This window comes from Paenibacillus sp. FSL R5-0887 (assembly GCF_038002305.1).
Lineage (GTDB): Bacteria > Bacillota > Bacilli > Paenibacillales > Paenibacillaceae > Paenibacillus_AQ > Paenibacillus_AQ odorifer.
Map to the genome: position 1 here is coordinate 1,532,175 of NZ_JBBOCE010000001.1, position 24,399 is coordinate 1,556,573.

The window sequence follows — 24,399 nt, forward strand, 5'->3', positions numbered from 1 at the left end:
GGTTCTATTAGCACTAACTATGAGGAGGAATGGGAATGAACGCAGCAGTACAGAGGTTTTTAGACGATGTGTGGAGCGAGATGATAACCATATACAACAAAGAGACTATAAGAATAAATGAATTCATAGAAAATCGTCCGCTCCAGGCAGGGATAAAGGATTATCTTCAGGTAGCTTGGCGTGACGGAAAAATACATATTGATGTTGAAGAACCGTTCGATTGGACGGACAGCTCTTATGAAATCGAAGCAGGTCCTTATATCGCCGAACTCACGGATGAATTAATTAGATCTGAACTTTACCCGGCATTATGCAAGAAAGTGGAGGAGCTTTTTTTATCAGAGAAGTTAGGTCCTCGTTTTTTTGATTACCGATTCCAGATCGTACTTTCCTTTGAAATGGAGGACGAAGACTTAACACTTTGCGTGCATCTGGTTAACGAAGAGAAGCTGAACGAACTCCGCAAATCATTACAGAAGTTTATAACATCCAAAATCATGTCTGATCTTCCCGTATTGCCGAGTGTTGATGACCAGTTTTTCTTTTCTCATCACTTGATGAACCCTGATCTTATGAAGCAAGAAGAAAATGCGGTTGGCCCATTAATTGAGCATTTATCCGACAAGCTCAGAAGTAATAGGCGACGCTTAGACGAATGGACTGGCCAGTATACTTTGGCTATGGATAATTGGATTCAAAATATTTTTCTTCCACGCTATTTTGTGCGTACAGGCAGCTTTAGAATGGATTGGATACCTAAAGAGGATATGGCGCTTATGGATCCGAATGCAGATCAACTTTCCTTTTTTGTATATGCCGCTCTGCAAATTGGAAAAACGAAACCGGACATCCGGGAACAATATTTGAAACTAGCTGTCCAGCTTGGTTCAAAACACGCAGCGGAGTATATCCTGGGGGGAAGCGGGAAATTCACTCCAGTATATAAAGGGACCCGTGTTGAAGTTGATAATAATGATGTAACACAGAGCATTGAAGTCCGGATTTTGAACGAGGAGGAAGCAGCTTATGGAGAAGCATTGGATCACATTACCCAATTGCTGCAGCAGGGATTCCCGAAGGAATATCACCTGAAGCTGAAAAGCAAACAAAGGAACTATCTTCCTCTAAAAAAAATGGCTAAATCAGGTCTTCATCAGTTTTTTGCTGGTGCACTAGCCTATCCGTCTCTTTTTCCTAAGCTGGCTGCGTATGCGGATATCGCTATGGAGCCCTATGCGTGGTACAAGGACACGGAACCGGGTGAAAAGTCGGTCATGCCTGGTACCTATGCTGTACTCGGATTAGGATTATATAGCAAGGAATATTTCTCACTCGTCTCTCGTTATATGGAGATGGTAGATTCGGAGCACCAAATGATACAGGATAGTTATGCGGAGACCTTTATTGATGCGCACGGCGTGGAGGCTGAGCTTATGCCAGTCCTAGTAGACATCCTGCTAGCAGGAAATGAGGAAGCAAGATCTGTCAAAAACTTCGTGATCGATCGGGTCGAGCTAGCAGAAGCGCTGCTACAAGAGCTGTCACCTAAAGAAATATATGAACAAGAGCAGGTTCTATACCGGATATTCGGAAGCCGTGCAAAACTGGAAAAATCCGTGAAGTCAGAGCAGACGGAACTTGAGCTTAGAGTTATTCTATCGGAGCTACTGACTCTTATAAGTTGATGACGATTTATAAAAATGGAATTCCCTATTGGTTCGGGCAGGAAGATGATGATGTTTTTATTGTGGCTTCAGTGGAGCCAAGTGGTTTATCATTTTACGCACAGATGAGTAATAGTGATTGGAGTTCTTGGATAGAGAGATTTAAATTGGAAGCGACAAAAGTATTAGGATTTGATGTTGGTGAACCCGAAGACGGGTTTATGTAATGAAGTGCACAATTTAATTGTGGGGATGATTTCGTGTTTACTGAAATGGTAGCTCAATATTTACCTGTTCTCTTAGAAAAAGAGGGTGATTATTTATTTGAGTAGAAAGACGGAATAGTAAACCTTAAAAAACAGTCCACCTATTGGTACGTTAGTATAACAAGATTAGAGGAAATCCCTTTTAATAGGGGTTTCTTTTTATTTTTACAAATTTAAAGTTAGTTCTGTTGAGAAGCCTTAAATAAGTAACTGCCTGTGGAAATAGGAAGAATTTGCTTGCCCTTCGCAGAATTTTCTGTTATTTTTGATAGTAACAATATGTTATTAACAAAATGATACTAAGTACAACTATTTTTTTTCGCTCTATGAATGAGTGGAAAAAGCGGAGGGATGCAAGATGAAAAAGGTGGCGGCTAACTGGACTCTGTTCGAAATTACGTGGTTGATGCTATTTACCTCAATCGCTGTCGGGTTTACAGTGATTACAAAGGACTCTTTATTCGGATTCACGGTATTTATTACTGGGGTGTTATGCGTGGTGCTTGCAGCGAAGGGCAACCTGATGAGCTATGTTTTCGGCATGTACAATACCATCGGTTATGCTTATTTGGCCTATATTAACGGTTTGTTTGGAGAGGTTATGCTGAATCTGCTATTCTTTGTTCCAATGAATGTCATTGGCTTCTACATGTGGAAAAATAATCGCCAAAAAGACGGTAGACTGACCATGCGGCAGATGGATCTTAGAAGACTGCTCCTCGTTGGGATGGTCTGTGTAATCGGCTGTTTGCTGCTCGGATTTGGGCTTTCGTTCATTCCGGGACAGAATTCGCCTTACATTGATGCCACTACAACGGTGCTATCTGTTGTGGCGACCTTCTTAATGGTTAGAAGATTCAAGGAACAATGGCTGGTCTATATCGTGCTAAATCTCTTTACGGTGCTGCTGTGGGCGATTCGCATGCTGGAGGGCAGCGGGGAAGGCCTACTGATGATCGTGATGTGGAGCGCGTATCTGGTCAACGCAGTTTACGGGTACTATATTTGGAATAAAGGGGCGAAGGAGGTGGCGGCATGAACACGCTTGGACTAACACTGGGGAAGTTTGCCCCGCTGCATAAAGGCCATCAGTTCATGATTGAAACGGCGCTACAAGAGGTCGATGAATTGATCCTAGTCATTTACGAAACGACAGTCACTCCGATCCCGCTTCATGTCCGGGCAAATTGGATTCGCAGGCTCTATCCGGAAGTCCGGGTAATCGAAGCTTGGGATGGTCCGGATGGATATTCGGATGACAGGGAGCATGAGGTTCGGGAAGAACAGTATATACTCGGTTTGCTGAACGGAGAGCAAGTAACGCATTTTTACTCGAGCGAATTCTACGGCAAACATATGAGTCTCGCTTTGGGTGCAATAGACCGGCGGGTGGATGAAGCCCGAGAGCGGGTCCCGATCTCAGCGACGATGGTCCGTTCCAATCCATATCAGTACAGGGAGTTCGTAAGTGATATCGTGTACCGGGATTTGATCACGAAATTGGTATTTGTTGGAGCGATGTCAACGGGTAAGTCGACGATCACCGAAGCACTGGCACAGCGATATTGCACAACGTTCGCAAGCGAATACGGACGCGATTATTGGACCGAACATCAGGTGGACCGCCGAATCGGCTTGGAAGCGTTCGATGAAATCGCGGTGGGTCATATCGAGCGCGAAGAACAGGCAATGCTTGCGGCGAACCGGGTTCTGTTCGTCGATACCAATGCGATCACGACGTATATGTTCGCCCTAGATTACCACGGCCGAGCCCCCGAGCTGTTAACCCGGATCGCTCTGGAGAACGCGCAACGTTATGATCTGTTCTTCTTATGCGCTGACGATATTCCTTACGACGATACGTGGGACCGCAGCGGGGATCAGAAGCGGCATGTCTTTCATAAACAGATTATCGCGGATTTGAAGAAGCGGCGGATCCCCTATATTACGCTGCGGGGGAGCCTGGAGGAACGTATACGCAAGGTAGATGAAGTGTTGGCAAAGTTCGAGCCCTACGGGAACTATTTCGGAGAGCTGAACGGTTAAATCAAATATAAAGGAGGCATACCCACTTGGATTTGTTGGATAAGGATGGACTTACGGAATCTGAATTTTTGAAGCAATACAAGGCAGGCGATTACGAGCGTCCTTCAGTGACAACGGATATGGTTATCTTCACTGTGACGGAAGACGAGGCTGACAGTTATCGCAAACTACCGGAAAAAGAGCTACGCGTCCTACTAATTCGCCGGGGGGCTCACCCCTTCCTGGGCAAATGGGCGCTGCCTGGCGGTTTTGTCCGACCGAATGAGACGACTGAGCAGGCAGCAGTAAGGGAACTATGCGAGGAAACCGGCGTAGAAGACGTTTATCTGGAGCAGTTGTATACGTTCAGTGATATCGGGCGCGACCCACGAACCTGGGTAATAAGCTGCAGCTATATGGCTTTGATCAATAGCGACAAGTTGGAGCTTAAGGCAGGAGATGATGCAGCAGACGCCGCCTGGTTCAAGGTATCCTATCGGCCGCTGCGGGAGCAAAAAGAACTGATTGTGGACGGATACATCAAGACGCTGGAGTACGAACTCAAACTAAGCAGTGAAGAAGAAGAACTTTCGGCGGTCGTGGCGAGGACTATGACAGCGAAGACTACATCGACTGGCACGGATTATGAGATCGTATCGAATGACGGATTGGCCTTCGACCATGCGAAGATCATAGCATGCGCTATTGATCGGTTACGGGGAAAAGTGAATTACACCGATATTGCACTGCACTTGATGCCGAAGCTTTTTACCTTGACGGAACTGCAGCAGGTTTATGAGGTAATTATGGATAAAGAGCTGTTGAAGGCGGCCTTCCGGCGTAAAGTAGCCGATCTTGTAGTGGAGACCGATCATTATACCGAAAATGCGGGGCATAGACCATCCCGCTTATATCGGAGAAATTTGGAGGGTTAACGATGATTTACAATATCGATGAGTTAAGAAAAGCATATAACGAAGGAAAAAAGTTCAAATTCGTGTTTTTTTGGGGACATACACCGCCTAAGGACGGGAGCGTTGATAAAAGCTGCTTCAGCCAATGGTGGCTGTGCCCGTTCACGTTAGAGGGAACGCAGTACTCATGCGCCGAGCAGTTTATGATGGCCGAGAAGGCAAGGTTGTTCGGCGATGACGAAATGCTGGAGTCCATCCTTAAAGCTAAGCATCCAAAGGAGATGAAGGCTTTTGGACGTGCGGTCCAAAACTTTGACAAAGATATTTGGGATAAGGAATGTTACAGCATCGTCAAAAGAGCCAGCTTGGCCAAATTTTCGCAGAATCCGAAGCTTAACGATTATCTTAACTCGACGAAGAACCGCATCCTCGTCGAGGCTAGCCCGCGGGACCGTATTTGGGGGATCGGCATGGGCCAGTCCAATCCGGATGCTGAGAATCCCATGAAATGGCGGGGCAGAAATCTGCTGGGGTTCGCACTGACGGAAGCGCGGGACGAGTTGCTACGGAGTTAGGTTTATACAATATTAAATTAATGGACTTGAGGAAATCAATGACAGGATGAGGGATGACCGTGAAATATACCGATTATATCTGCCTGAAAACAGGAAGATACCAATCAGTAGGAAAGTTTGGCGATAATATTTATGCATATGAGGTCCTTACGGGGGTAACCGACTCCCCGGAGTACCATCAAATTTCTAAGGCGGAATTCGATTCTTTTGAAACTTGGAGCAAAGAGTACATTTCGGATCTTAAAAAAATGTATGAAATCATTAACCGCCCCGTTATCTGCAGCGGCTACTTAGGGAGAGCGGAACTTAATCTTTCACTGCTTCGGAATATTTAGCTGTAAATAATATCTTCTACTGACATTATAGAAACGATTCTTCGCTCAGAGGACAAGAACATAGTCTCACTGGATGCCGCGCTGTGCGCGGTTTTTTTTATCGGTACAAGTGCTTGTCTTTTGCTCAGGGCAAGAACTTGTCCCCAATGTCACTTAATGATGATATACTTACCTCATGAATTATGATATTGATAATCAATATCAATTGATAGGTGATATATAAATTGCAAAAGGTGAGATGAGGGAGCGCAGATAGATGCAAGACGAAGCAGCAGCAAGCCAGGTATTTACACCAGAGATGATCGATACGATGGCCCACATTTGGACACGTTCGATCATTACATTAATAGATGTGCGTTTTCAGAATGTAGCGTCCCAATACCCGTTGGAGCAGTATAAAATGCCTAGTAGCATGTTTATCTATGCATGTGGAGGAGAAGCACAAATTCAACTGAATGAAACCACATTTGGAATGGAGCGCTTTGGTTTAGTTCACGGAGGGAAGGGGAGCCTGCTCAGTATTTCGCCTAAAGGGGAGAATGTGAAGACCTTTATGGTGTTTTATAAAGCAGAATTACCTCTTTTTTTCAAGAGGCACCTGCAGCAATTACTGGAGGAAGTAAATCCATTTGTTCAACAGTATGGTTATACACCAAGCAATCCTATCTTGTTACTCGATTGGTTTCAACAGATGATGACTGGCTGGAACCGCGGCAAAGCGATGGATCAGCTGCAGGCCAAAAGTTTTCTATATCAATTGATACATGGGGTGTACAGAGATTTTGAGAGTGGTGAAATTCGGTATCTCCAGCCAGATCCAGCCTGTTCTGCCAAGATATATCTCGATAAACATTACATGCAGCCGATTATGTTCCAAGAAATTGCTGATATGTTTGGGATCAGTGGCGGGCAATTGACGCGGCTGTTCAAAAAAAAGGAAGGCATGAGCTTACAGGAGTACCTCATTCAGAGAAGGATTGAAGCTGCCTGCCATGACTTGAAACATACAGAAGCAACCATTAAAGAGATCGCAACAGGATCTGGTTTTGCAGATGAGAAAAATCTGTTTCGGATGTTTAAGAAGTATTACAAGATGACACCAAGTGATTATCGGAAAATAAACGCACTATCTATGCAGGTTGATGGTATTGATAATGATTCTCATTTTCTTTACTATGAGAGGGAACTAGCGGGTCTAGTCCAGTCTTATAGAGAAGGGGAATCAACCATGTTTGGAAAAGTAAGAAGTAAAGAAATGATCTTGGCGGCGACGATGAGCTTGATGCTGTTATTGTCGGCATGTGCGTCGGGAACGCCATCGAATAACGGGGGAACGGTGAATTCAAACCCTGCGCAGACACAACAGACGACACAACCGGAAGTATCGGAGACGAATGCTTCAGAAGCAGTCTCGCAGACGAGAACGATATCCACAGTAAAGGGCGACGTTAAGGTACCGAACAACCCTCAGCGTGTTGTAGTCGATTATTTGGTTGGTGATGTAGTGGCCCTAGGTGTAACTCCTTTAGGGGTGGCGAGAGCGGCAAGGGACGGGAAAGAGGCTGTTTTTGCTAACCAGATTACAGACTCTATTAAAATAGCTATGGAGCCGGAAGATGTCATGACTCTTGAGCCTGATCTGATTATTTTAGCATGGGGCGATGAAAATTATGAAGATTTATCCAAAATTGCCCCGACAATTTATGTCCCTTATGGTGATATGACTACAGAAGAGCGGATACATTTTATTGGTGATGTTTTGAACAAGCAGGAAGAGGCTAAGGCTGTTCTGAGTGCTTATGCCGGAAAAATCGAAGAAGCGAAGCTAGCCCTTCAGAATGCAGGTCTTTCAGACGTGACGATTACTATGGGGGAATTCAGTGATAAAAGTAACTACATCGCTGGAGCCAAGCATGCGGTTGGCGAGCTTGTTTATAATGGACTTAAAATGAAGGCACCTTCAAAAGTTCAAACTGATATTATTGACACAGATAAATATTGGGGAGATATCTCTATGGAGGTCTTGGCTGCTTACATAGGGGATTATCTAATCGCTATAGGAGATACGGAAGTCCCTACTGATAATGCTGTCTGGAAATCGCTACCTGCTGTGCAACATAATCGGATCATATCGGTGGGTACATCGCTATCTTGGTCCACGGATATAATGACTTCCAGTGCATTGATTGATCATATTGTAAATCAATTGCTGGCTATGGCTAGATAAGGATTTTGACGAGGTAAAAAGAAGTACTCCAATTTGTAAATATGACTATCAGTAGATAAGGAAAGGAAAGCGTAATGAAAAACAAGCCTGAACAAAACCGCCGTGGGGCGGTGAATTTCACCATGTACATGGTGGTAGGGCTTGGATTAACGGTTCTCATGTCGGCGGCGTCGATTAGCTTCGGCGCCGCCGACATGAGGTTAGCGACTGCATGGGAGGCTATTTTCCGATTTGATCCAACGCTCACTGAGCATCAAATTATACAAACCCTACGTCTTCCGCGTACCGTAGCCGATCTGATCGTCGGATGCAGCCTTGCGGTATGTGGGGCTATTATGCAGGGAACGACGCGAAATCCGCTGGCTGACTCCGGGCTGATGGGGATCAGCTCTGGGGCAGCATTCGCGATTGCTCTTTGCCTGGCCTTTCTACCGGGTTATTCGTATGGGCATATGATGCTGTTTGCTTGTTTGGGAGCAGCACTCGCGACCGGAATCACTTCCTTCATCGCGTCACTGGGCAAGCGCGGGATGACGCCTCAGCGGCTGGTACTGGCAGGACTGTCCATCTCCATGCTATTTGGCGCACTCAGTCAGTATTTAGCGATCAATTATAATCTGGGTCGAGCATTGGCATTCTGGACGGCAGGCAGTACAGCGGGGGTCAAGTGGGGGGAATTGCTGATTATCTCACCGCTATTTATTGGTGGTGTACTGCTGGCGCTGGCACTATCTCCTTCTGTTACACTGCTCAGTTTGGGGGATGATGTGGCAAGTGGACTCGGTATTCGTAGCGGACTGGTCAAAGGTTTATCGACGATTATCGTGCTTGTGCTGACTGGATTGGCTGTTGTCTTAGTTGGTCCGATCGGGTTTGTTGGTCTGATTACCCCACATATTGTGCGATACATGGTCGGTGTCGACTATCGTTACATTATTCCGGCAGTTGCACTATATGGTGCGTTGCTGACCGTGTCGGCCGATCTGGCTGGCCGCTTGATCAATAAGCCGTTCGAAACACCGATTGGTATTATATTTTCTATCATTGGTGTGCCGTACTTTCTCTTCCTGGCTCGCAAGCAAAGGAGGGAATCTGAATGATCAAGCAGCGTTATACGGTGCAAAGGGGCATTATCGTCAATATAGTGCTTATGGTGCTCATCCTTATTTTTGCTGTCATTAGCATGAATTCTGGCAAAATGAATCTTTCACCGCTAGAAGTGCTGAATGTTCTCCTCGGAAACGGTACAGATAAGCAAAATCTGATCGTGTTCGATTTTCGCCTGCCACGAATCACACTGTCGATCTTGGTAGGTCTGGGAATGGGAGCGGCTGGGGTCGTGATGCAGAGTTTGCTGCGTAATGACATGGCTAGTCCAGGGACGCTGGGGATTAGTTCGGGATCGGGTTTGTTTGTCCTGTTCTTCGTCGTATTCATCGCATCGACAGGAAAGGGCTCCTTTATTGCCCTACCACTACTGGCCTTTGTTGGCGGATTATTGGCGGCGGGATTGATCTTCTTATTATCGTATCGCCGTGGGCGAGATATTTCGCCAATCGGTTTGATCTTAACCGGGGTCGCACTCGGAAGCGGGTATGAAGCGCTGACCACCTTCCTGACTCTCAAGCTGAATGATTCACAGATGGATTTCATGCTGCATTGGCTGGCGGGAAGCTTATGGGGCGCTGATTGGCGTTATATTTCCGTACTGGCACCATGGGTCTTGATTTTACTCGGCTATATTTTCTACAAGTCTCGCATACTCAACACCCTCCATCTGGGCAATCAGACGGCAGAAGGGCTGGGTCTTGCCGTGAAGCGGCAGTTTTTGGGGTTGTCGATCGCTGCGGTTGCTTTATCCTCTGGCAGTGTGGCCGTGGGCGGAAGCTTCTTTTTCGTTGGCTTGATCGCTCCGCATGTGGCAAGAAAACTGGTCGGGCCCGATCATAAATTGCTCGTTCCGGCTGCCAGCCTGACCGGAGGATTAGTCGTGGTGCTGGCTGACACGATTACGCGCACGGTTAGCTTGGGGGGAGATGTGCCGACGGGAATCGTCATTACGGTCATCAGTGTTCCGTACTTTCTTTATTTACTATCGAAGGCCAATTAGGAGGACGTCATGGAAAGTATTACAGCGCAACAAATCGATATTGCCTATAATGACACGCTTATCGTACAAGAACTGGACTTGCAGATTCCGCGTGGACAGATTACCTCGATTATCGGTCCCAATGGATGCGGCAAATCAACCGTACTAAAGGCAGTTGGTCGGCTGCTCAAGACGAATAATGGTACGGTTTATCTGAATGGCGCCGATATCCGCACGCTGTCCACCAAGGAAGTGGCCAAGCAGATGGCGATTCTGCCGCAGACGCCGACCGCCCCAAGCGGTTTGACGGTCGGTCAATTAGTCGCCTATGGGCGTTTTCCACATCAACGGGGCTTCGGCAAGCTCTCCAAAGAGGATAAGCAAGTAGTAGCCTGGGCCCTATCGGTTACACAGCTTACAGCGTTTGAGCATCGTGAGGTCGATACGCTATCTGGCGGTCAGCGTCAGCGCGTATGGATTGCGATGGCGCTCGCCCAGCAAACCGATCTGATCCTGCTGGATGAACCCACCACCTATCTGGACCTGGCGCATCAGCTTGAAGTGCTGGAACTGCTCTATGAACTAAATCGCAGTCAACAGGTGACGATTGTGATGGTGCTGCATGACCTGAATCTGGCAGCACGCTTCTCCGACTATATGGTGGCGATTCGTGAGGGTCAGGTGGTGGAGCATGGTTCGCCAGAGCGTGTAATGACGGTACGGACGCTGCGTGAGGTATTTGCCATTGATGCCGAGATTATGCTGGAACCACGAACAGGGCGACCGGTGTATGTGACGTACGAGCTCTTGCGTGATAATCGTAGAGAACAAGGTGTGGATCAAGGATTCCCAAAAGCTAAGGAACAGAAGGAGGCGATTGCCACTTGAAAATCGCATAGCGTGTCCTCCTAGGCGCACGGAAATACTGGTGCAGTTAGGCATTGGATTTGCCGGTGTCATGATAGCCACGATTCAACGCGTATAACCTTTGTTGTAGCTTCCACAAGCAACTAACTCCATGAAAGTGGGCTAAGGCTTGTTGCAGAGGGGAGAGATAATAATAAATAACAACATATCCTAAATTCACAGCCGCAGGTAACTAGCTTGCGGGCTTTTTTTATTATTCGGAGCACTAGATTATGTGATTAATTTGAGAGAACCAGTATATATAACTCTAAATGAAGCAAGGAGGACTATTGAAGGTATCAGAGGAAAGCGCAACAAGCAGATTGCCCGGAAACTGCAGATGGGGACCGCAACACAGCAGTTGAGAAGATTAGCTGGTTCAGACTCAGGCGCACAATCACAATAGAATCTAAACGTGGCTGAAATCTTGGAACAGATGTATCCCACGGTGAAGACAAATCGGGCTGAACCGTACCATAAATAGGGCGAAAAGTTGAGTTGAAGGTTGAAGCTTTTAATGCTAAATATATCAGGAATAGTTCTCCATCATTTGATATAAATAATTTCGAAAGTCTTCAACATAGGTTTTGGGCTCTACAACTTTTAGATGAGTGCCGAAGCTTGCTAAAAGTTGAAATCCCATACGATTTTGTGGGACATAAATGGTTGCTAATAAAAATCCAGAATTATGGTCTTCAATACTTCTTCGACCATACCTTTCGATGATTTGATCTTTTATGCTAGGCGATATCCAGGCCTTAATCGTGACGAATTCAGGTAGATAATTTGCTTCGTGTACTTGCTCTGACCAATCGTCTCTAGGATGAAACGCGCGTTCATCCATAGTAATATGATCGATCCGAGATAACTTGAAAGTTCGATATCCCTGTCGATGTAAACAGAATCCTTTCAAGTACCAACTCGATTCGCTAAAATGCAGCTCATAGGGCTCGACCATTCTATTCGTTACAGCCCCGTCCTTATCTGTATAATCAAACGAAACCAGCCTCTTTTTTGAAATGGATTCTTGATATGTCTTTAAGGTTTCAAGAATCTCGGACCGACCTTCCCAATCATAAAACGACAGTTGAATGGAACGATTTAGAGACAATGGACTAACCATTGCCTCTATTTTTTTTATCGTTCTTTCAACTTCTTCAGTACGGAGGATTTGTTCCAATCCGCCGAGCGCAGTTAATATATTCTGTAAATCGGAGCTGCTTAAAAGGCGTTTATCAACCTTGTATTCATCCATTATGCCGTAGCCCCCTTTGACCCCATTGACAGAGTAGATCGGGATGTTCGATAAGCTCAATGTTTCCATATCGCGAAGGATCGTTCTTTTGGAGACATTGAATAGTTGTGAGAATTCCGTTGTAGAAACAACCTCTTTTTTCAGCAATATCATGATAATCGAAATGAGTCTCTCCACTTTGTCCATAATTGCCCTCTTTTTTTACATGATTTCAGAAAGGTGACACCTAGATGTCACCTTTTATTCATTATACTACAAGTATCACAAGAAGGAGGTTTTAATTCAATGTTTAATCCAACCGATTTTCCCAAGCCCACCCTTATTTCAGCCAACGGTGTGGAACTCGAAGTGTTTGAAGCAGGCCGAGAAAACGCAGGAAAACCTATTGTACTCTGCCACGGCTGGCCAGAGCATGCCTTTTCTTGGCGCCATCAGATGGACGCACTTGCCGCAGCGGGCTACCATGTCATCGTCCCCAACCAGCGGGGTTACGGCAACTCATCCCGTCCGACCGAAGTAACAGACTATGACATTGAACACTTGTCGGGTGATCTCATCGCGCTTCTCGATCACTATGGATACGAGGACGCTACCTTTGTCGGTCATGACTGGGGTGCATTCGTCGTTTGGGGACTGACCTTGTTGCATCCAAACCGCGTCAATAAAGTGATAAATCTGAGCTTGCCTTACCAAGAGCGCGGAGAAAAACCCTGGATTGAGTTCATGGAAGAAATACTTGGCGGCGATTTCTATTTCGTCCACTTCAATCGACAGCCAGGCGTCGCGGACGCCGTATTCGAAGACAATACATACAGGTTCCTTCGCAACCTGTACCGGAAGAACGAGCCTCTCAGAGCACCTGAGCCAGGTATGGCGTTGATCAATCTCGCCAGAGCAGAAACACCGCTCGGTGAGCCCGTATTGAGCGAAAGCGAGCTGGCCGTTTACGTCTCCGCATTTGAAACATCAGGGTTCACGGGTAGCATAAATTGGTACAGGAACCTTGACCGCAACTGGCGCTTATTGGCGAAAGTGAACCCAATCATCCAGCAGCCGACCCTCATGATCTACGGCGACCGGGATGTGGTTGCGAAGTCTGAAAACCTGACAAAGTTCGTGCCCAATGTGGAAGTGGTCAATCTGGATTGCGGTCATTGGATCCAGGAAGAAAAGCCGGAAGAAACAAACCAAGCGATTTTAAAATGGCTGGAACAATGGGAGATGTAGTTTTTTTCAACAACCAAGAAGAGTTTAACGATTGGTTAGAAGAACATCATGCTGAAGCTAGTGAAATTTGGGTGGGCTATTTTGGGATAAGTACAGGTCGTGCAAGCCTTACTTGGTCTGCATCAGTAGATGCCGCTCTTTGTTTTGGGTGGATTGACGGTATACGAAAAACCATTGATAAACAAAGCTATAAGATTCGCTTTACTCCGCGCAAAGTAAATAGTGTATGGAGTGCTGTGAACGTAAAGAAGGTAAAAGCACTAATACAGTTTGGAAAGATGAGACCTGAAGGAATGCACGTCTTTAACAACAGAACCGATGCACAAGGCTATTCCTCTGAACAAAGAAACGTGGAACTTGCTAAAGAATATGAAGAACAAATCAAGGCAAATCAAACAGCCTGGCTATTCTTCACTAATTTATCACCATCCTATAAAAGAGATTCAATCTGGTGGGTAATGAGCGCCAAGAAAGAAGAAACACGATTAAGAAGGCTTGGAATATTGATCGCTTCATCTGAAGAAGGGCTAAAATTTCAACATTGCAAAAAATATATTACAGAATAAGGAAATATAAATAACAAAAGAATGGTTAAAAGGATTTTTGGTACTGCATAAATCTGGGTCTATTGTTTCCCTGATCTATAGGAGAGAGGAGCTACTGTATTTCTCAATCAATTAGGGTTTAATTCTCATCAAAAGTCAGAACGTTTTAAATGCGAGGCATAAATCAAATCGCTAAATGAAGAAGGGATGAAACAGCTCATCCAAAATCGCAACCCCCTTCATTTTCATGGTACAGCCGACCCTCATGATCTATGGTGACCGGGATACGGTCCAGAGGTCTGAAAACCTGACAAAGTTCGTGCCTAATGCAGAAGTGGTCAATCTGGATTGCGGTCATTGGATCCAGCAAGAAAAGCCGGAAGAAACAAACCAAGCGATTTTGAGATGGCTGGAAGAGCAGAATGATGCTGAATAGAGTCGCTTAGCAAGCAAAACTTAGAAAAACAATAAGGACACCCAAACAGGCAAGGTCATTAAGTTAAGCTCAAAGGTAAGAACGGGAATAAAAATGGAATTCAAAACGGCATGGGAAAGCCCCGTGCCGATCGCTGTCAATACGAGTCCTGAATGAACTTCATTAACAATCTCTTGAATTTCAAGTACTGTCCATGGAGATGTCTCGTCCACGCTCAATGCATAATCAACATAGGTTAAGTTCGACGGAGTAACATCTGTTACTCCAGTAGTGTCAAATATTGAGTGGTCAGGCGCATCGCCAGCTTGCTGAACGTAGTAAGCATTAATCGTACCCAACGCGGCTTGTGGAGACAATGGTGCAGGTGTTTGTGTAGGTGTCTGCGTTCTATAGATGTTACGCTGAACCGTACCATTAAATAGGGTGAAAATTAGTTGTGAATGAAGTTTATATAGAGATAAAATTAACCCCTAAGATGACTCTTAGTTTTTTTCATATGACTTAATACAACAATATTTACAAATTCATGATACGATATTGCTAAATCGGGAAATAGATGCTCCATATGTAAGATAGAATTAATTATTTATGGAACTGTTGAAGATGAATCATAACAAAATGATAGATGATCAACCAAGGATGTTTACTGAAACTATTATGACTCTGTAGAAGGGGGGCCACTATATGTCATTAGCTAATAAAAAAGAAGAGTGTTTACTTATCGAGACATTAAAATCGCATATACCAAATGTAGAGGAATTACTGAATCCAGCAGTTGAGGAATCAGAAATAAATCTTTTCGAGAGCAAGATGAACTGCAAATTTCCAGAAGATTTCAGAAAGTTATACATGAATTCTAATGGAGAAGGAGAGCAGATTTTTGGCGTTATGGCTGGTCTTGGTTGGATGAACATTGAATCGATAGTAAGTAACTGGAAGTCCCTTTTGGAATCAGCTTACGATATTATATCCAGCAAATCAGATGTAATAAAAGACGGGAACTACAGAGAAGGCTGGATTCCTTTTGCTGAAGATGGTGGTGGCTCATTTTTGGCAATAGATTTAGACCCCGGAGAAAAGGGCGTTTATGGGCAAATTATCACGATAGATCATAATTCTCATTTTTCCTATGTTATTGCAGAAAGTTTGGGACATTTCTTTGAATTTATCGATTCGAGTCTCAGAAATAGTAGTATTGGTATTCGTGAAGAAGAAGATGTAATCATATTATCCCGTGAAAGTGGAAGTTTGTTAGATGATATTTTGGCTTTGACTAATTTGAATATCGAAGAGAACAGCCTTATCCCTGTAAGCGGATTTTGGGAAGAGTATTTTAAAGACGATGTTGAAAGTGGTTTTGTATCTTCAAAAACATTGAAAAAAAAGAGACTGGTATTTATTAGAGCGGATCAAGCTCAAAAATACGGAGCAATATCTTTGGATATTTTAACCCATATGGTTAATCTTAAAGAACTTATTATACATGCGGATGAAATTACTAATTTTGATGTACTTCAACGCTTGGCTTCTTTAGCAGAACTTGTGATAGGATCAGAAGCTTTTAAAGAGTCTGATTTGAAGTACTTGGTTTCTTTAGATGGGTTAAGGAAGCTAACATTAATAGGACTTCCATTAAAAGATATACATACACTGAAAGATATAAAGAAATTAAAGAGTTTGAGATTATGTAGAATGAACTCAATTGATAGGGGATTAATAGGAACTATAAAAAATTTGAAGGAACTAAGTTTAGAAGAAATGGAGGTTGGCGACCTGCTTTATATTTCAAACCTTAGTAAGTTAATAAAACTAGAGCTCAAACAAGTGACAATACCACATTTATCATTCTTAAAAGCTTTAAAAAATCTAACGGTTTTTGAGACAGATAGCTGTGCAATAGATGAATCACATATAGAGGTTATAGGAGAATTGAAGAAATTAAAGCAGTTCACTTATCCGGTTGGAGATTTAACAATACTCAAAAATTGTATGAGTCTAAAGCAGATTGGAGTAGATGCATCAAGACTTAAAGGTTTGGAGGAAATTTCAGACTGTAATATAGTCGATATAACTATATTTCATGCAACATCGAAAGAGAACGCGAAGTCCGTAGTTGCGGAGTTTAATAAATACTTTAAACTTCAGTCATATGGATGGCAGGTAACATGGAAAGATTAATGAAGCTTGCCTACACTGAGCTTTATCAAAATAGGGTGAAATTTTTATAAAAGAAAGGAGACTAGCCATTTTGGTTAGTCTCCTTTCTTTTTGCCGTTAGACCAACGCTGATACCTAATAAAATAGTAATGATGAAGCAGAAAAATTGTAGACATAAGATTTAAACCATTGACCTTTCCGCTAAGTAATCAGAGGGGTCTTTTTTGCGAAACAAGAAATAATATACATGGGTCTGTGAATTTTACAATAGTAATCCAATCATTGAACGTCTAGCATTAAGTATAATGGAGCGACGCATTAGGCAGATAAGGCGTACTACTGGTTGTTTATATTATCCTCGCTTAATTTACTCGAAATGGAGAGCTTATGAAAAAGACTATTGTTTGTGTAATAGCGATACTTATAGTATTCTCAGGATTCGCAACACAAAGTTATGCGGCGTTGTCAGATACGCAATCTGCGGCAATACACGCGTTGCTGGATGATGCCCGTCGTATATCAGGTGTGCCGGGAATGTCAATCTCGATACTAGCTGATGATGAAATTTTCTACTTTTCTTCCGGGTATGCAGACCGTGAAAGTGGGTTGTCTGCAAGTGAGAACACACTATATGAACTGGCCTCGGTCAGTAAAGCCTTTACCGGCATGGGTATTCTGCTGTTGGAGGAACAAGGGCTGCTGTCAATGACTGACACTGTCCAAAAATATTTACCTTGGTTTACGTTAAAGTATCAAGGAAAACCTGTTGATATGCAAAGCCTTACACTCAATAACTTTCTTCACCATACTAGCGGCCTAACAAATGGTAAGCATTCTCAAAATATTCCACAAGGCAATACACCAGATTTGCTGCAAAAGACTGTGGAAATGCTGGTAGATGTTGAGTTGGCGTTCCCTCCCAGTGAACAGTACAACTATGGGACCGTTAATTATGACGTATTGGGTTTGGTTATTGAGATTGTGTCGGGACAAAGCTATGAAGACTTTATGAGGGAACAGGTATTTCAGCCGTTAGGTCTTCACCAGACGTATGTTTATAAAGAAGATGCTCAAGCCACCGGACAGTTGGCACAGGGCTACCGTTCTTCCTTTTTTATGACAACTCCATATAACGCGCCGGATTATTCCGGGAATAAACCCGCAGGCTACATCATTTCTTGTACAAAGGATATGGCGCGTTGGATGGGCATACAGATGGGTATTGTGAAGGACATACCCGAAATATTCCATACGGTTATCGAAAAATCACATCAGGGTGATATGTCTGTTCCGGCTGTCAACGAAATGTATTATGCGGCGGGCTGGACGGTAAACGCCAACCAAACGATTATAGAGCACCCCGGGGGAAATCCTAATTTTGGAACCGAAGTGATCATACTGCCAAATGAACGAACAGCCGTCAGCTTGCTGACCAACGGTGCAAATATCAATAGAAGCATGGTACTAAAAGTTAAAGCTATATTAGACGGCAATCTAACGCAGTCATATGAAATAAGCGGCACACAGCTTTTGGACATCATTTTATCGTCTACCACAATTATTTTTTGCCTATTGGCCGTTCTGTTCTTTCTCTTAGGATTACGCAGAAGAAAAATGAATGGGCGGCAGCCAATGACAAAAAAGCGAATAATCGTAACAGCTATTTTGCTGATGGCTACGATTGCCCTGTGTATAATGTGCTGTGCATTAGATTGGCCAACGATACTTATTTGGCAAACATATAGTGTTCTTACAGTCTTGATTTCTTCAGCATTATTAACAGCAAGCATTACATGGTTTGTATACACTCAACGGTATAATAGTCTCATAAGAGGCGGGGCAGAGCGCGGTTTTTTTGATTTATAAATACATGTTCTTGTCGCGATCAAAGGACAAGAACATGTAACCATTGCCGCTAGAAGCAGAGGGGGGAAGGAACATAAAAGGATATTTTTGATTTTAGCAATTTATTTTACAACCCGATTGCACCTATTGAACTTCCATACCACTTAGTTAGCATATTTATCAACATTGTCTAATCCCCATCCTTAGCTGGTCCTCGCTCTGACCCTTCCTTACGACAAATCCTTTTTATACTGGATGGCCATGTAAATTCCACCAGCTAAAAACGCTAGCGCATATTTGAACAAGAAAAAGATGTTCCACATATACTCTTTAGGAAAAATCATGTCACATAGAATAATTGTCAACAGCATAAAGTAACTGCTTTTCAAAAAGATTTTATTTGTCCGTTCATCGTCTTGCCCAATCTTCTTATAAAATACATAGGTGAAAATCGCACTACCCATGAGCAGTAAAAAACCTACTCCAATGAGAATATTCCAATTTCCCGTAGATTGCTCAGCCCAGGACTTTAAAGGGTGAAAAATTGCGTTATGGATATCAGAAATAGACTTAATTTTCATTTTGATCATTTCCTTTCAAATAAGTAAAAACATCGTTTACATCAACATTAAAAAAATCGGCAATTCGAAAAGCCAATAGCAGAGTCGGCACATAATTCCCTTTTTCCATTACGAAAATGGTTTGTTTGGAAACCCCGACTTTCTCTGCTAATTCTTGCTGAGACATTCTGGCAAGTACACGATATTCATAAACCTTATTGGATATCGAATCACCGAAATCTTTCTTCATGACCATCACCTCTTGAATCAAATTATAAACTGATTTTTAACAAATGTAAAGTATACTTATACTTCGTTACATAATACATTAATGTTTACCTGGACTACTTTGATTTAACAAAAGCCAGAATGCAGAAAGAACCTGACGAGTTTCATGATTCCGCCTGGTTCACATATCGATCTAATGTAATTTATGGTTTTTGGTGGTGCAAATCGATGAATGATTACCACGATCGTGCAAGAACAATTCACAGTCAATAGCAGACGGATGGCCATCGGATTACTTAACGGATCTGGGATGGACGAAATCCATGCCTTTTAGCACACCAGTCAACAAACAGAGCAAGAAGGTATTGATAGGCAGCACGATATCCACACCTTGCTTCCCCGCAGCCTGAGCAAGTGCTGTCTGCAACAATGTTGCCGCACCACCGAATGTCAGCCCCCACAGCGCAACAGAAATGAAGATAATAGTACCATGCTCACTCCAAAGTCCTAGTACAAGAGATATCAGAGCAAATCCGGTAAGACTGATGAGAACCAACGGACGCAACCAACGATCAATGAAAATCCCAATCACCCAGATTCCCACCAGTGCCATAATTCCAAAACCAAGCAGAACCTGTCCGAGATAGGGTTCAAGCCCCATATCATCCAGGAAAGGAGAGATATAGGTATACAAAATATTATGAGCCAGCATCCAGGCAAGAACCACAACCAAGATAGGAATCACCCCAGGTGTGAGTAAAACTTTGAATACTGAAATGCGTTTATCAGCCGACTGTCCCGGATAATAAAGCAGCGACAGTCCAAGACTTGATAAATAAAGTCTTGGACTGCCGCTGTTCAATTATCATTTCCCGGTAGTTTATTCAAGGATGCTACGAAAAAACTATATATTTAGATTTTCATATTCAGATTAATGCCTGATTGAAGGATTTAATGAAAATAAATTAAAAAATACCATACTATTTTAACAAAAAATTACGGAACATGTATTTCCGATTTGATATCATGTTGACTTAAAAATTTCATTAAATCATTACTCAGCTGTACAATCTCATTGTTAGCATTATTCGCATAATCCGGCAACATCATATCCCTAACCATCTTAGTTCGTAGCCATGTCATAAAGAAGAGATCCAAAAATAAGTTTGGAAATTTAAGCACCATTTTAAGTATTGGAGGATCAATTAAAACGCCCGCTTTTTGTATTTCCCTAAGATACGCTTTTAAAGTGACTGTTATTTTGCGTGCCGTCTTTCTGGTTCTGGCTGTTTTTTTGTCAATAATCTTATTCTCAGAATGCAAAAAACTCAACATGGCAATATCTGATACGGAATGTGTGATTAGATACGCTTGCATATCTTTTTTAATAACGTAGGGAAGCTTTGCTGTTTTAAATAGTTTTGCGAGGTTTTCTATGCGTTCTGTCGCTACACCATTAATTTCTCCAAATGCAGTTGCCGCTATAAACTTTGGTAGAAATCGCGCATGTAATACTCCATCTTTAATCTGTCCGCCGAAGCCGGGAAAAGCTGGTATAAGTCTATCCCCTACGATATCCAGCCACGAAGAAAATCCAATTGAATTACTAATCATCGTAACTATATTTTTGCTTTGATTATCTTTTAGCGCTAACAATGCTGATTCGGACCGATCATAACGAACAGTAACGAAAATAAAATCGTATACATCGTCATTTTCGAGCGTATCCATGACATTCACTTGTATCGATCTAACTGTACCTTTTTCTATATACTGCAGGCCATTTTCTCTTAATGATGTATATCTATTCGAATGTGCAAACAGGCTAACGTCAAACCCTGCTTCAATAAGCTTAATTGCGTACATGCTCCCGATGACACCTGCACCAAAAATTAAAATTCTATCTTGTTTTGCTGACATATAAACCACCCCAACTTATTAATATTCCCTTTGGATTATCCGACAACGTGTTGTATGATGTGATTATAAATCTTCATTATTCCTTGATCAACCATCAGTTTTTTATGATTTGTCGGATGGTATTCTTATTCACCAGTAGGAGGGAAACATGAAAAAGCAACCCCAAATAACGGAGAAAACAAAACAAAAGTTTGTAGAAGTTTTTTGTGAGTTATATAGCCAAAAGCCGATTGAGAAAATTTCGATTCAGGAAATTTCGAATAAGTCAGGATATAACCGCAGCACCTTTTATCAATACTTTACTGACATTTACGAATTGTTAGACTCTGTTGAAAATGACCTATTGAATGAAATGAAAAAAGAATTGGCAAATAAAGAGCTATCGTTGGATACGGTTCAAGACACGCTCTATTGTCTGGATAAAAAAGAACATCTCCTGGTTCTTAATGCCCTTTTGGGTGATTATGGAAGTGTCCGTTTTTTAAAACGCTTAAAAAAAGAAATCGCTTTGAATCAATTAGAATTAAACGTTCCGCAAAACCAATCACTAACGCCATACTTCATTGAGTTTTACCTGACAACTGCTCTTTCTTTGTTTCGTCTTTGGCTCCAGCGTCAAAAGGATTTATCGTCAGAAGAATTTTTCAAGTTAGTGGAGAACCTATATTCAAGAGGGTTTACGCCCTATATTAAAGAATGAGTCTGTCATTCAAACCAAATCCATATGTTCTATAACAATAAAAAAGCGCGCATAAGCTTGTTTACACAATATACTCCATAAAAACTGACCTAACTTACTCTTAAGGTGGACGATGTTATAGACCACGAGATGGGGCGTTATTGCTTATATATGCACGGAGTGAGAGATATGAACATCATTAATCAATATAGCAATGAGGATTTAGCAGATTTTCTACACAGTGCTATTATGCATCATTAATCTCAATTGTGAACAGGAAAATTGGGCTGAAAATAGGAAAACCTCAGATTGAACTAACAGGAAACATGGGGAACTTCATCGTTATAGGACCCTTTATGAAGTATATTCATGCTGGCAATGGACAACGCTTAAGGTTAAGTATTATCTTATGCGGGAGGTCATCACTTCTTGAAATTTGAACTAGGACGTTGCTTACTGAATGAACGATTGATGGAATCCGGGAAGTCAGCGGAATGGCTGGCAAAAGACTTGCTTTTTAAACCGGAACGAGTTTACGACTTTATTGAAAACAAAAGAGTGATGCCACTCAAAATTGCCATATCGATCGCCGATTCCATCGGTTGTGATGTTCGTGCCTTGTATGAATTAATTCCGAATGATAATGAAGTAAAGGGAGATTAATGGAATAAGTGGTAGGTTGCATTAAGACTACGAATGTGATCCATTAAGCTAAGATAATGGGAAACGATAACTCTATCAAAATAAGAAGGCAGCCGGTCAAAAGATCGGCTGCCTTTTTATTAAGCTAATAAGCAGTTTACAGAAACGAAACTGATACATTTTGGATTCAGAAACCGTCTTTATACTGAAGCAGCAAAAGGAGGGGGGTTAGGCTAGCTAGGCAGGAATGATTGGAACAAATGAAAATGAATTTTTTTTAAAGGAGACTTGAGATGAGATTGTTTGAATTATTGCTATATTTGTCAAACATCAGTTTATTTGTATTAACAGTTGTATTAAAAAAAGGTCAGCGTATTATTCCAGTATTCGTTGCAAGCGGGATCGCCGCAGTTTTGCTGGTCATTCATTGGACGGTAGAAGGATACAGAGTGCAGCTGTTTTTCCCATATTGCATAACGGTCTTTTTTTTAGCCATTTCAGGTTATAGTTATTTTAAAAAAACCAGTTTTCAAAAAATCCCTCGATTCCTGTTGGGTTCAGCTTATACCGCTATAGCGATCATGCTGGTCGGAACAGCTGTTCTCATGTATGCTTTTCCTGTATTTAAACTCCCTGAACTGACAGGGGAATTTAAGGTAGGAACGCAAACGTTTCATTTTGTGGATACCAATAGAGAAGAGATTTTTGATAAAGCAAGAGAGGGTAAAAGAGAATTGATGGTTCAGGTATGGTATCCGACTCAAGCTGGTAGTGGCAAGCGAACTGCTTTTATTCCCGATACGCGGATTTTAAGTTATATGGCCGCAAACTATGGTCTTCCCGGGTTTACTTTTCAACACCTGAAGTACGTATCCAGTTATGCATATTCGGAGGCGGAAATCTCTACGGCACAGACTTCATACCCACTGATCCTTGGGAATCCCGGCAACGGCTCTTCTAGATTCCTCCACACTTCGCAAGCCGAATATCTCGCGAGTCACGGATATATCGTGGCAATGATCGACCACACCTACAACACATTTGCAACCGAGTTTCCGGACGGTCGAATCACGACCAGCACAACCAACGACTTATTCTCGCCTGACCATAATTATCGGACGGAAAGCAGAAATCGCGACAAGTTAGGGAAAGTTTTAACCGAAGATGTGGTGTTTGTGCTGGACCAATTCGAGCTTATCCAATCGGGGCAGATTCCAAGTCATCTAAAAGGCTGGATTGATCTCGACCATGTCGGGGTGTTCGGTCATTCTATCGGCGGAGCAACGGCTTATGACGCTTCTTACGATCCGCGAATCGCGGTTGGCATAGATCTGGATGGAGGGCTTTATCGTCTGCGTGAAAGAGAGAGACTGCGAAAGCCGTTTTTGTTCCTCAACTCGGAAAGCTATTTCGAAAAATTAAAAATGGTGATGGATAACCGGGTCTACACGGATGCAGAAATTAACCGTATGGGCTCAACCATAGAGTGGGAGGATCAAGTAACGGAAGATAAAAAGTTGGAGCTTGAACGGATGCGCAAAGCGGTCGACGAAGGGGGACAAGTCCTCTATATCGAAAATACGGAGCATTTGAATTTTACCGACGTACAGTTCATTTCTCCGATTTTCAAAATGCTGGGCATTACAGGAAAGATTGAGCCCGATAGAGCGGACTCTGTTACCAATACCTATATGCTGAATTTCTTCGATATGTATCTGAAAAATCAAGACGGAATCTTAATGAAAGGACCAGATAGCCGCTTTCCGGAGGTGAAGTTCGTAACCTCGCTATAAATTACGGAGCAGGTTAATAAGATTGCAGTTATTTTTGACTGAAGCAACATCATTACGCTTATGGGGAACGATCAATCCATACACGATCGCAGCCGTCTAGATGATCGGCTG

Annotated in this window: 25 protein-coding genes; 19 read left to right on the forward strand and 6 right to left on the reverse strand. The window is 42.8% G+C overall.

The window, feature by feature from the left end; all coding sequences use genetic code 11:
- Window positions 1-35 precede the first annotated feature (35 nt).
- The 11 genes from MKY14_RS06835 to MKY14_RS06885 all read left to right on the forward strand — a co-directional run bounded on the left by MKY14_RS06835 (window position 36) and on the right by MKY14_RS06885 (window position 10,983).
- Entirely contained in the window at window positions 36-1,685 is a 1,650-nt protein-coding gene (locus MKY14_RS06835; protein WP_340976070.1) for a DUF6138 family protein, read from the forward strand.
- The gene (locus MKY14_RS06840) at window positions 1,685-1,891 is read left to right on the forward strand and encodes a hypothetical protein (RefSeq protein ID WP_254848967.1); all 207 of its coding nucleotides are present in this window, start codon (window positions 1,685-1,687) and stop codon (window positions 1,889-1,891) included. The genes MKY14_RS06835 and MKY14_RS06840 overlap by 1 nt, the downstream gene beginning before the upstream one ends.
- A gap of 397 nt (window positions 1,892-2,288) precedes the next feature.
- Window positions 2,289-2,969, forward strand: a complete 681-nt coding sequence (gene pnuC, locus MKY14_RS06845) for a nicotinamide riboside transporter PnuC (protein WP_076184879.1) — start codon at window positions 2,289-2,291, stop codon at window positions 2,967-2,969.
- Window positions 2,966-3,976 carry an AAA family ATPase gene (locus MKY14_RS06850; protein ID WP_076279721.1) on the forward strand — a complete coding sequence of 337 codons (1,011 nt, stop codon included), beginning with the start codon at window positions 2,966-2,968 and terminating at the stop codon, window positions 3,974-3,976. The genes pnuC and MKY14_RS06850 overlap by 4 nt, the downstream gene beginning before the upstream one ends.
- A 26-nt stretch (window positions 3,977-4,002) precedes the next feature.
- On the forward strand, window positions 4,003-4,890 hold the full coding sequence (locus MKY14_RS06855) for an NUDIX domain-containing protein (protein WP_076277376.1): 888 nt from the start codon (window positions 4,003-4,005) through the stop codon (window positions 4,888-4,890).
- A gap of 2 nt (window positions 4,891-4,892) precedes the next feature.
- Window positions 4,893-5,444, forward strand: a complete 552-nt coding sequence (locus MKY14_RS06860) for an NADAR family protein (protein WP_076217641.1) — start codon at window positions 4,893-4,895, stop codon at window positions 5,442-5,444.
- Between the two features lie 59 nt (window positions 5,445-5,503).
- Window positions 5,504-5,779 (forward strand): hypothetical protein, encoded by a 276-nt coding sequence (locus tag MKY14_RS06865; protein WP_076279722.1) that lies wholly within the window; start codon window positions 5,504-5,506, stop codon window positions 5,777-5,779.
- Window positions 5,780-6,035: 256 nt separating this feature from the next.
- Window positions 6,036-8,006 carry an AraC family transcriptional regulator gene (locus MKY14_RS06870; RefSeq protein WP_076279723.1) on the forward strand — a complete coding sequence of 657 codons (1,971 nt, stop codon included), beginning with the start codon at window positions 6,036-6,038 and terminating at the stop codon, window positions 8,004-8,006.
- Between the two features lie 74 nt (window positions 8,007-8,080).
- On the forward strand, window positions 8,081-9,106 hold the full coding sequence (locus MKY14_RS06875; RefSeq protein ID WP_076279724.1) for a FecCD family ABC transporter permease: 1,026 nt from the start codon (window positions 8,081-8,083) through the stop codon (window positions 9,104-9,106).
- The gene (locus MKY14_RS06880) at window positions 9,103-10,116 is read left to right on the forward strand and encodes a FecCD family ABC transporter permease (RefSeq protein WP_076279725.1); all 1,014 of its coding nucleotides are present in this window, start codon (window positions 9,103-9,105) and stop codon (window positions 10,114-10,116) included. The genes MKY14_RS06875 and MKY14_RS06880 overlap by 4 nt, the downstream gene beginning before the upstream one ends.
- Window positions 10,117-10,125: 9 nt before the next feature.
- The gene (locus MKY14_RS06885; RefSeq protein WP_076126587.1) at window positions 10,126-10,983 is read left to right on the forward strand and encodes an ABC transporter ATP-binding protein; all 858 of its coding nucleotides are present in this window, start codon (window positions 10,126-10,128) and stop codon (window positions 10,981-10,983) included.
- Window positions 10,984-11,530: 547 nt separating this feature from the next.
- Here MKY14_RS06885 and MKY14_RS06890 read toward each other — a convergent pair.
- A complete protein-coding gene (locus tag MKY14_RS06890; RefSeq protein ID WP_076126589.1) occupies window positions 11,531-12,442 on the reverse strand; it encodes a helix-turn-helix transcriptional regulator in 912 nt (303 codons plus the stop codon).
- 99 nt (window positions 12,443-12,541) lie between these two features.
- Here MKY14_RS06890 and MKY14_RS06895 point away from each other — a divergent pair, with 99 nt between their 5' ends.
- The 3 genes from MKY14_RS06895 (at window position 12,542) to MKY14_RS06905 (ending at window position 14,464) form a co-directional block, all read left to right on the forward strand.
- Window positions 12,542-13,483 carry an alpha/beta fold hydrolase gene (locus tag MKY14_RS06895; RefSeq protein ID WP_076133036.1) on the forward strand — a complete coding sequence of 314 codons (942 nt, stop codon included), beginning with the start codon at window positions 12,542-12,544 and terminating at the stop codon, window positions 13,481-13,483.
- Complete coding sequence (locus tag MKY14_RS06900) at window positions 13,459-14,049, forward strand: YdeI/OmpD-associated family protein (RefSeq protein WP_232061375.1); 591 nt, start codon at window positions 13,459-13,461, stop codon at window positions 14,047-14,049. The genes MKY14_RS06895 and MKY14_RS06900 overlap by 25 nt, the downstream gene beginning before the upstream one ends.
- Before the next feature lie 244 nt (window positions 14,050-14,293).
- Window positions 14,294-14,464: an alpha/beta fold hydrolase gene (locus MKY14_RS06905; RefSeq protein ID WP_217696906.1), complete on the forward strand. Its 171-nt coding sequence runs from the start codon at window positions 14,294-14,296 to the stop codon at window positions 14,462-14,464.
- Window positions 14,465-14,484: 20 nt separating this feature from the next.
- Here MKY14_RS06905 and MKY14_RS06910 read toward each other — a convergent pair whose 3' ends face one another.
- On the reverse strand, window positions 14,485-14,802 hold the full coding sequence (locus MKY14_RS06910) for a hypothetical protein (RefSeq protein WP_340391774.1): 318 nt from the start codon (window positions 14,800-14,802) through the stop codon (window positions 14,485-14,487).
- Window positions 14,803-15,148: 346 nt separating this feature from the next.
- On the opposite strand from MKY14_RS06910, the gene MKY14_RS06915 reads away from it, so the two are divergent.
- Together MKY14_RS06915 and MKY14_RS06920 are read left to right on the forward strand one after the other, a co-directional pair.
- Window positions 15,149-16,642, forward strand: coding sequence for an SMI1/KNR4 family protein (locus tag MKY14_RS06915; RefSeq protein ID WP_339187147.1), 1,494 nt, complete (start codon window positions 15,149-15,151; stop codon window positions 16,640-16,642).
- A 366-nt stretch (window positions 16,643-17,008) separates the two neighbouring features.
- Complete coding sequence (locus MKY14_RS06920) at window positions 17,009-18,487, forward strand: serine hydrolase (RefSeq protein ID WP_339187149.1); 1,479 nt, start codon at window positions 17,009-17,011, stop codon at window positions 18,485-18,487.
- 209 nt (window positions 18,488-18,696) lie between these two features.
- On the opposite strand, the gene MKY14_RS06925 is transcribed toward MKY14_RS06920, so the two are convergent.
- The 4 genes from MKY14_RS06925 to MKY14_RS06940 all read right to left on the reverse strand — a co-directional run bounded on the left by MKY14_RS06925 (window position 18,697) and on the right by MKY14_RS06940 (window position 21,174).
- The gene (locus tag MKY14_RS06925) at window positions 18,697-19,047 is read right to left on the reverse strand and encodes a hypothetical protein (RefSeq protein ID WP_036677002.1); all 351 of its coding nucleotides are present in this window, start codon (window positions 19,045-19,047) and stop codon (window positions 18,697-18,699) included.
- The gene (locus MKY14_RS06930) at window positions 19,037-19,276 is read right to left on the reverse strand and encodes a helix-turn-helix transcriptional regulator (RefSeq protein WP_036677000.1); all 240 of its coding nucleotides are present in this window, start codon (window positions 19,274-19,276) and stop codon (window positions 19,037-19,039) included. Before MKY14_RS06930 ends, MKY14_RS06925 begins: the two co-directional genes overlap by 11 nt.
- Before the next feature lie 270 nt (window positions 19,277-19,546).
- Entirely contained in the window at window positions 19,547-20,116 is a 570-nt protein-coding gene (locus MKY14_RS06935) for an MFS transporter (RefSeq protein WP_340976078.1), read from the reverse strand.
- Between the two features lie 134 nt (window positions 20,117-20,250).
- Entirely contained in the window at window positions 20,251-21,174 is a 924-nt protein-coding gene (locus MKY14_RS06940; protein ID WP_339187157.1) for a ketopantoate reductase family protein, read from the reverse strand.
- A 148-nt stretch (window positions 21,175-21,322) separates the two neighbouring features.
- Here MKY14_RS06940 and MKY14_RS06945 point away from each other — a divergent pair, with 148 nt between their 5' ends.
- The 3 genes from MKY14_RS06945 (at window position 21,323) to MKY14_RS06955 (ending at window position 24,288) form a co-directional block, all read left to right on the forward strand.
- Window positions 21,323-21,874: a TetR/AcrR family transcriptional regulator gene (locus MKY14_RS06945; protein WP_339187159.1), complete on the forward strand. Its 552-nt coding sequence runs from the start codon at window positions 21,323-21,325 to the stop codon at window positions 21,872-21,874.
- Window positions 21,875-22,282: 408 nt separating this feature from the next.
- Entirely contained in the window at window positions 22,283-22,516 is a 234-nt protein-coding gene (locus MKY14_RS06950; RefSeq protein WP_076106729.1) for a transcriptional regulator, read from the forward strand.
- A gap of 272 nt (window positions 22,517-22,788) precedes the next feature.
- Window positions 22,789-24,288 (forward strand): alpha/beta hydrolase family protein, encoded by a 1,500-nt coding sequence (locus tag MKY14_RS06955; RefSeq protein WP_339187162.1) that lies wholly within the window; start codon window positions 22,789-22,791, stop codon window positions 24,286-24,288.
- Window positions 24,289-24,399: the final 111 nt, after the last annotated feature.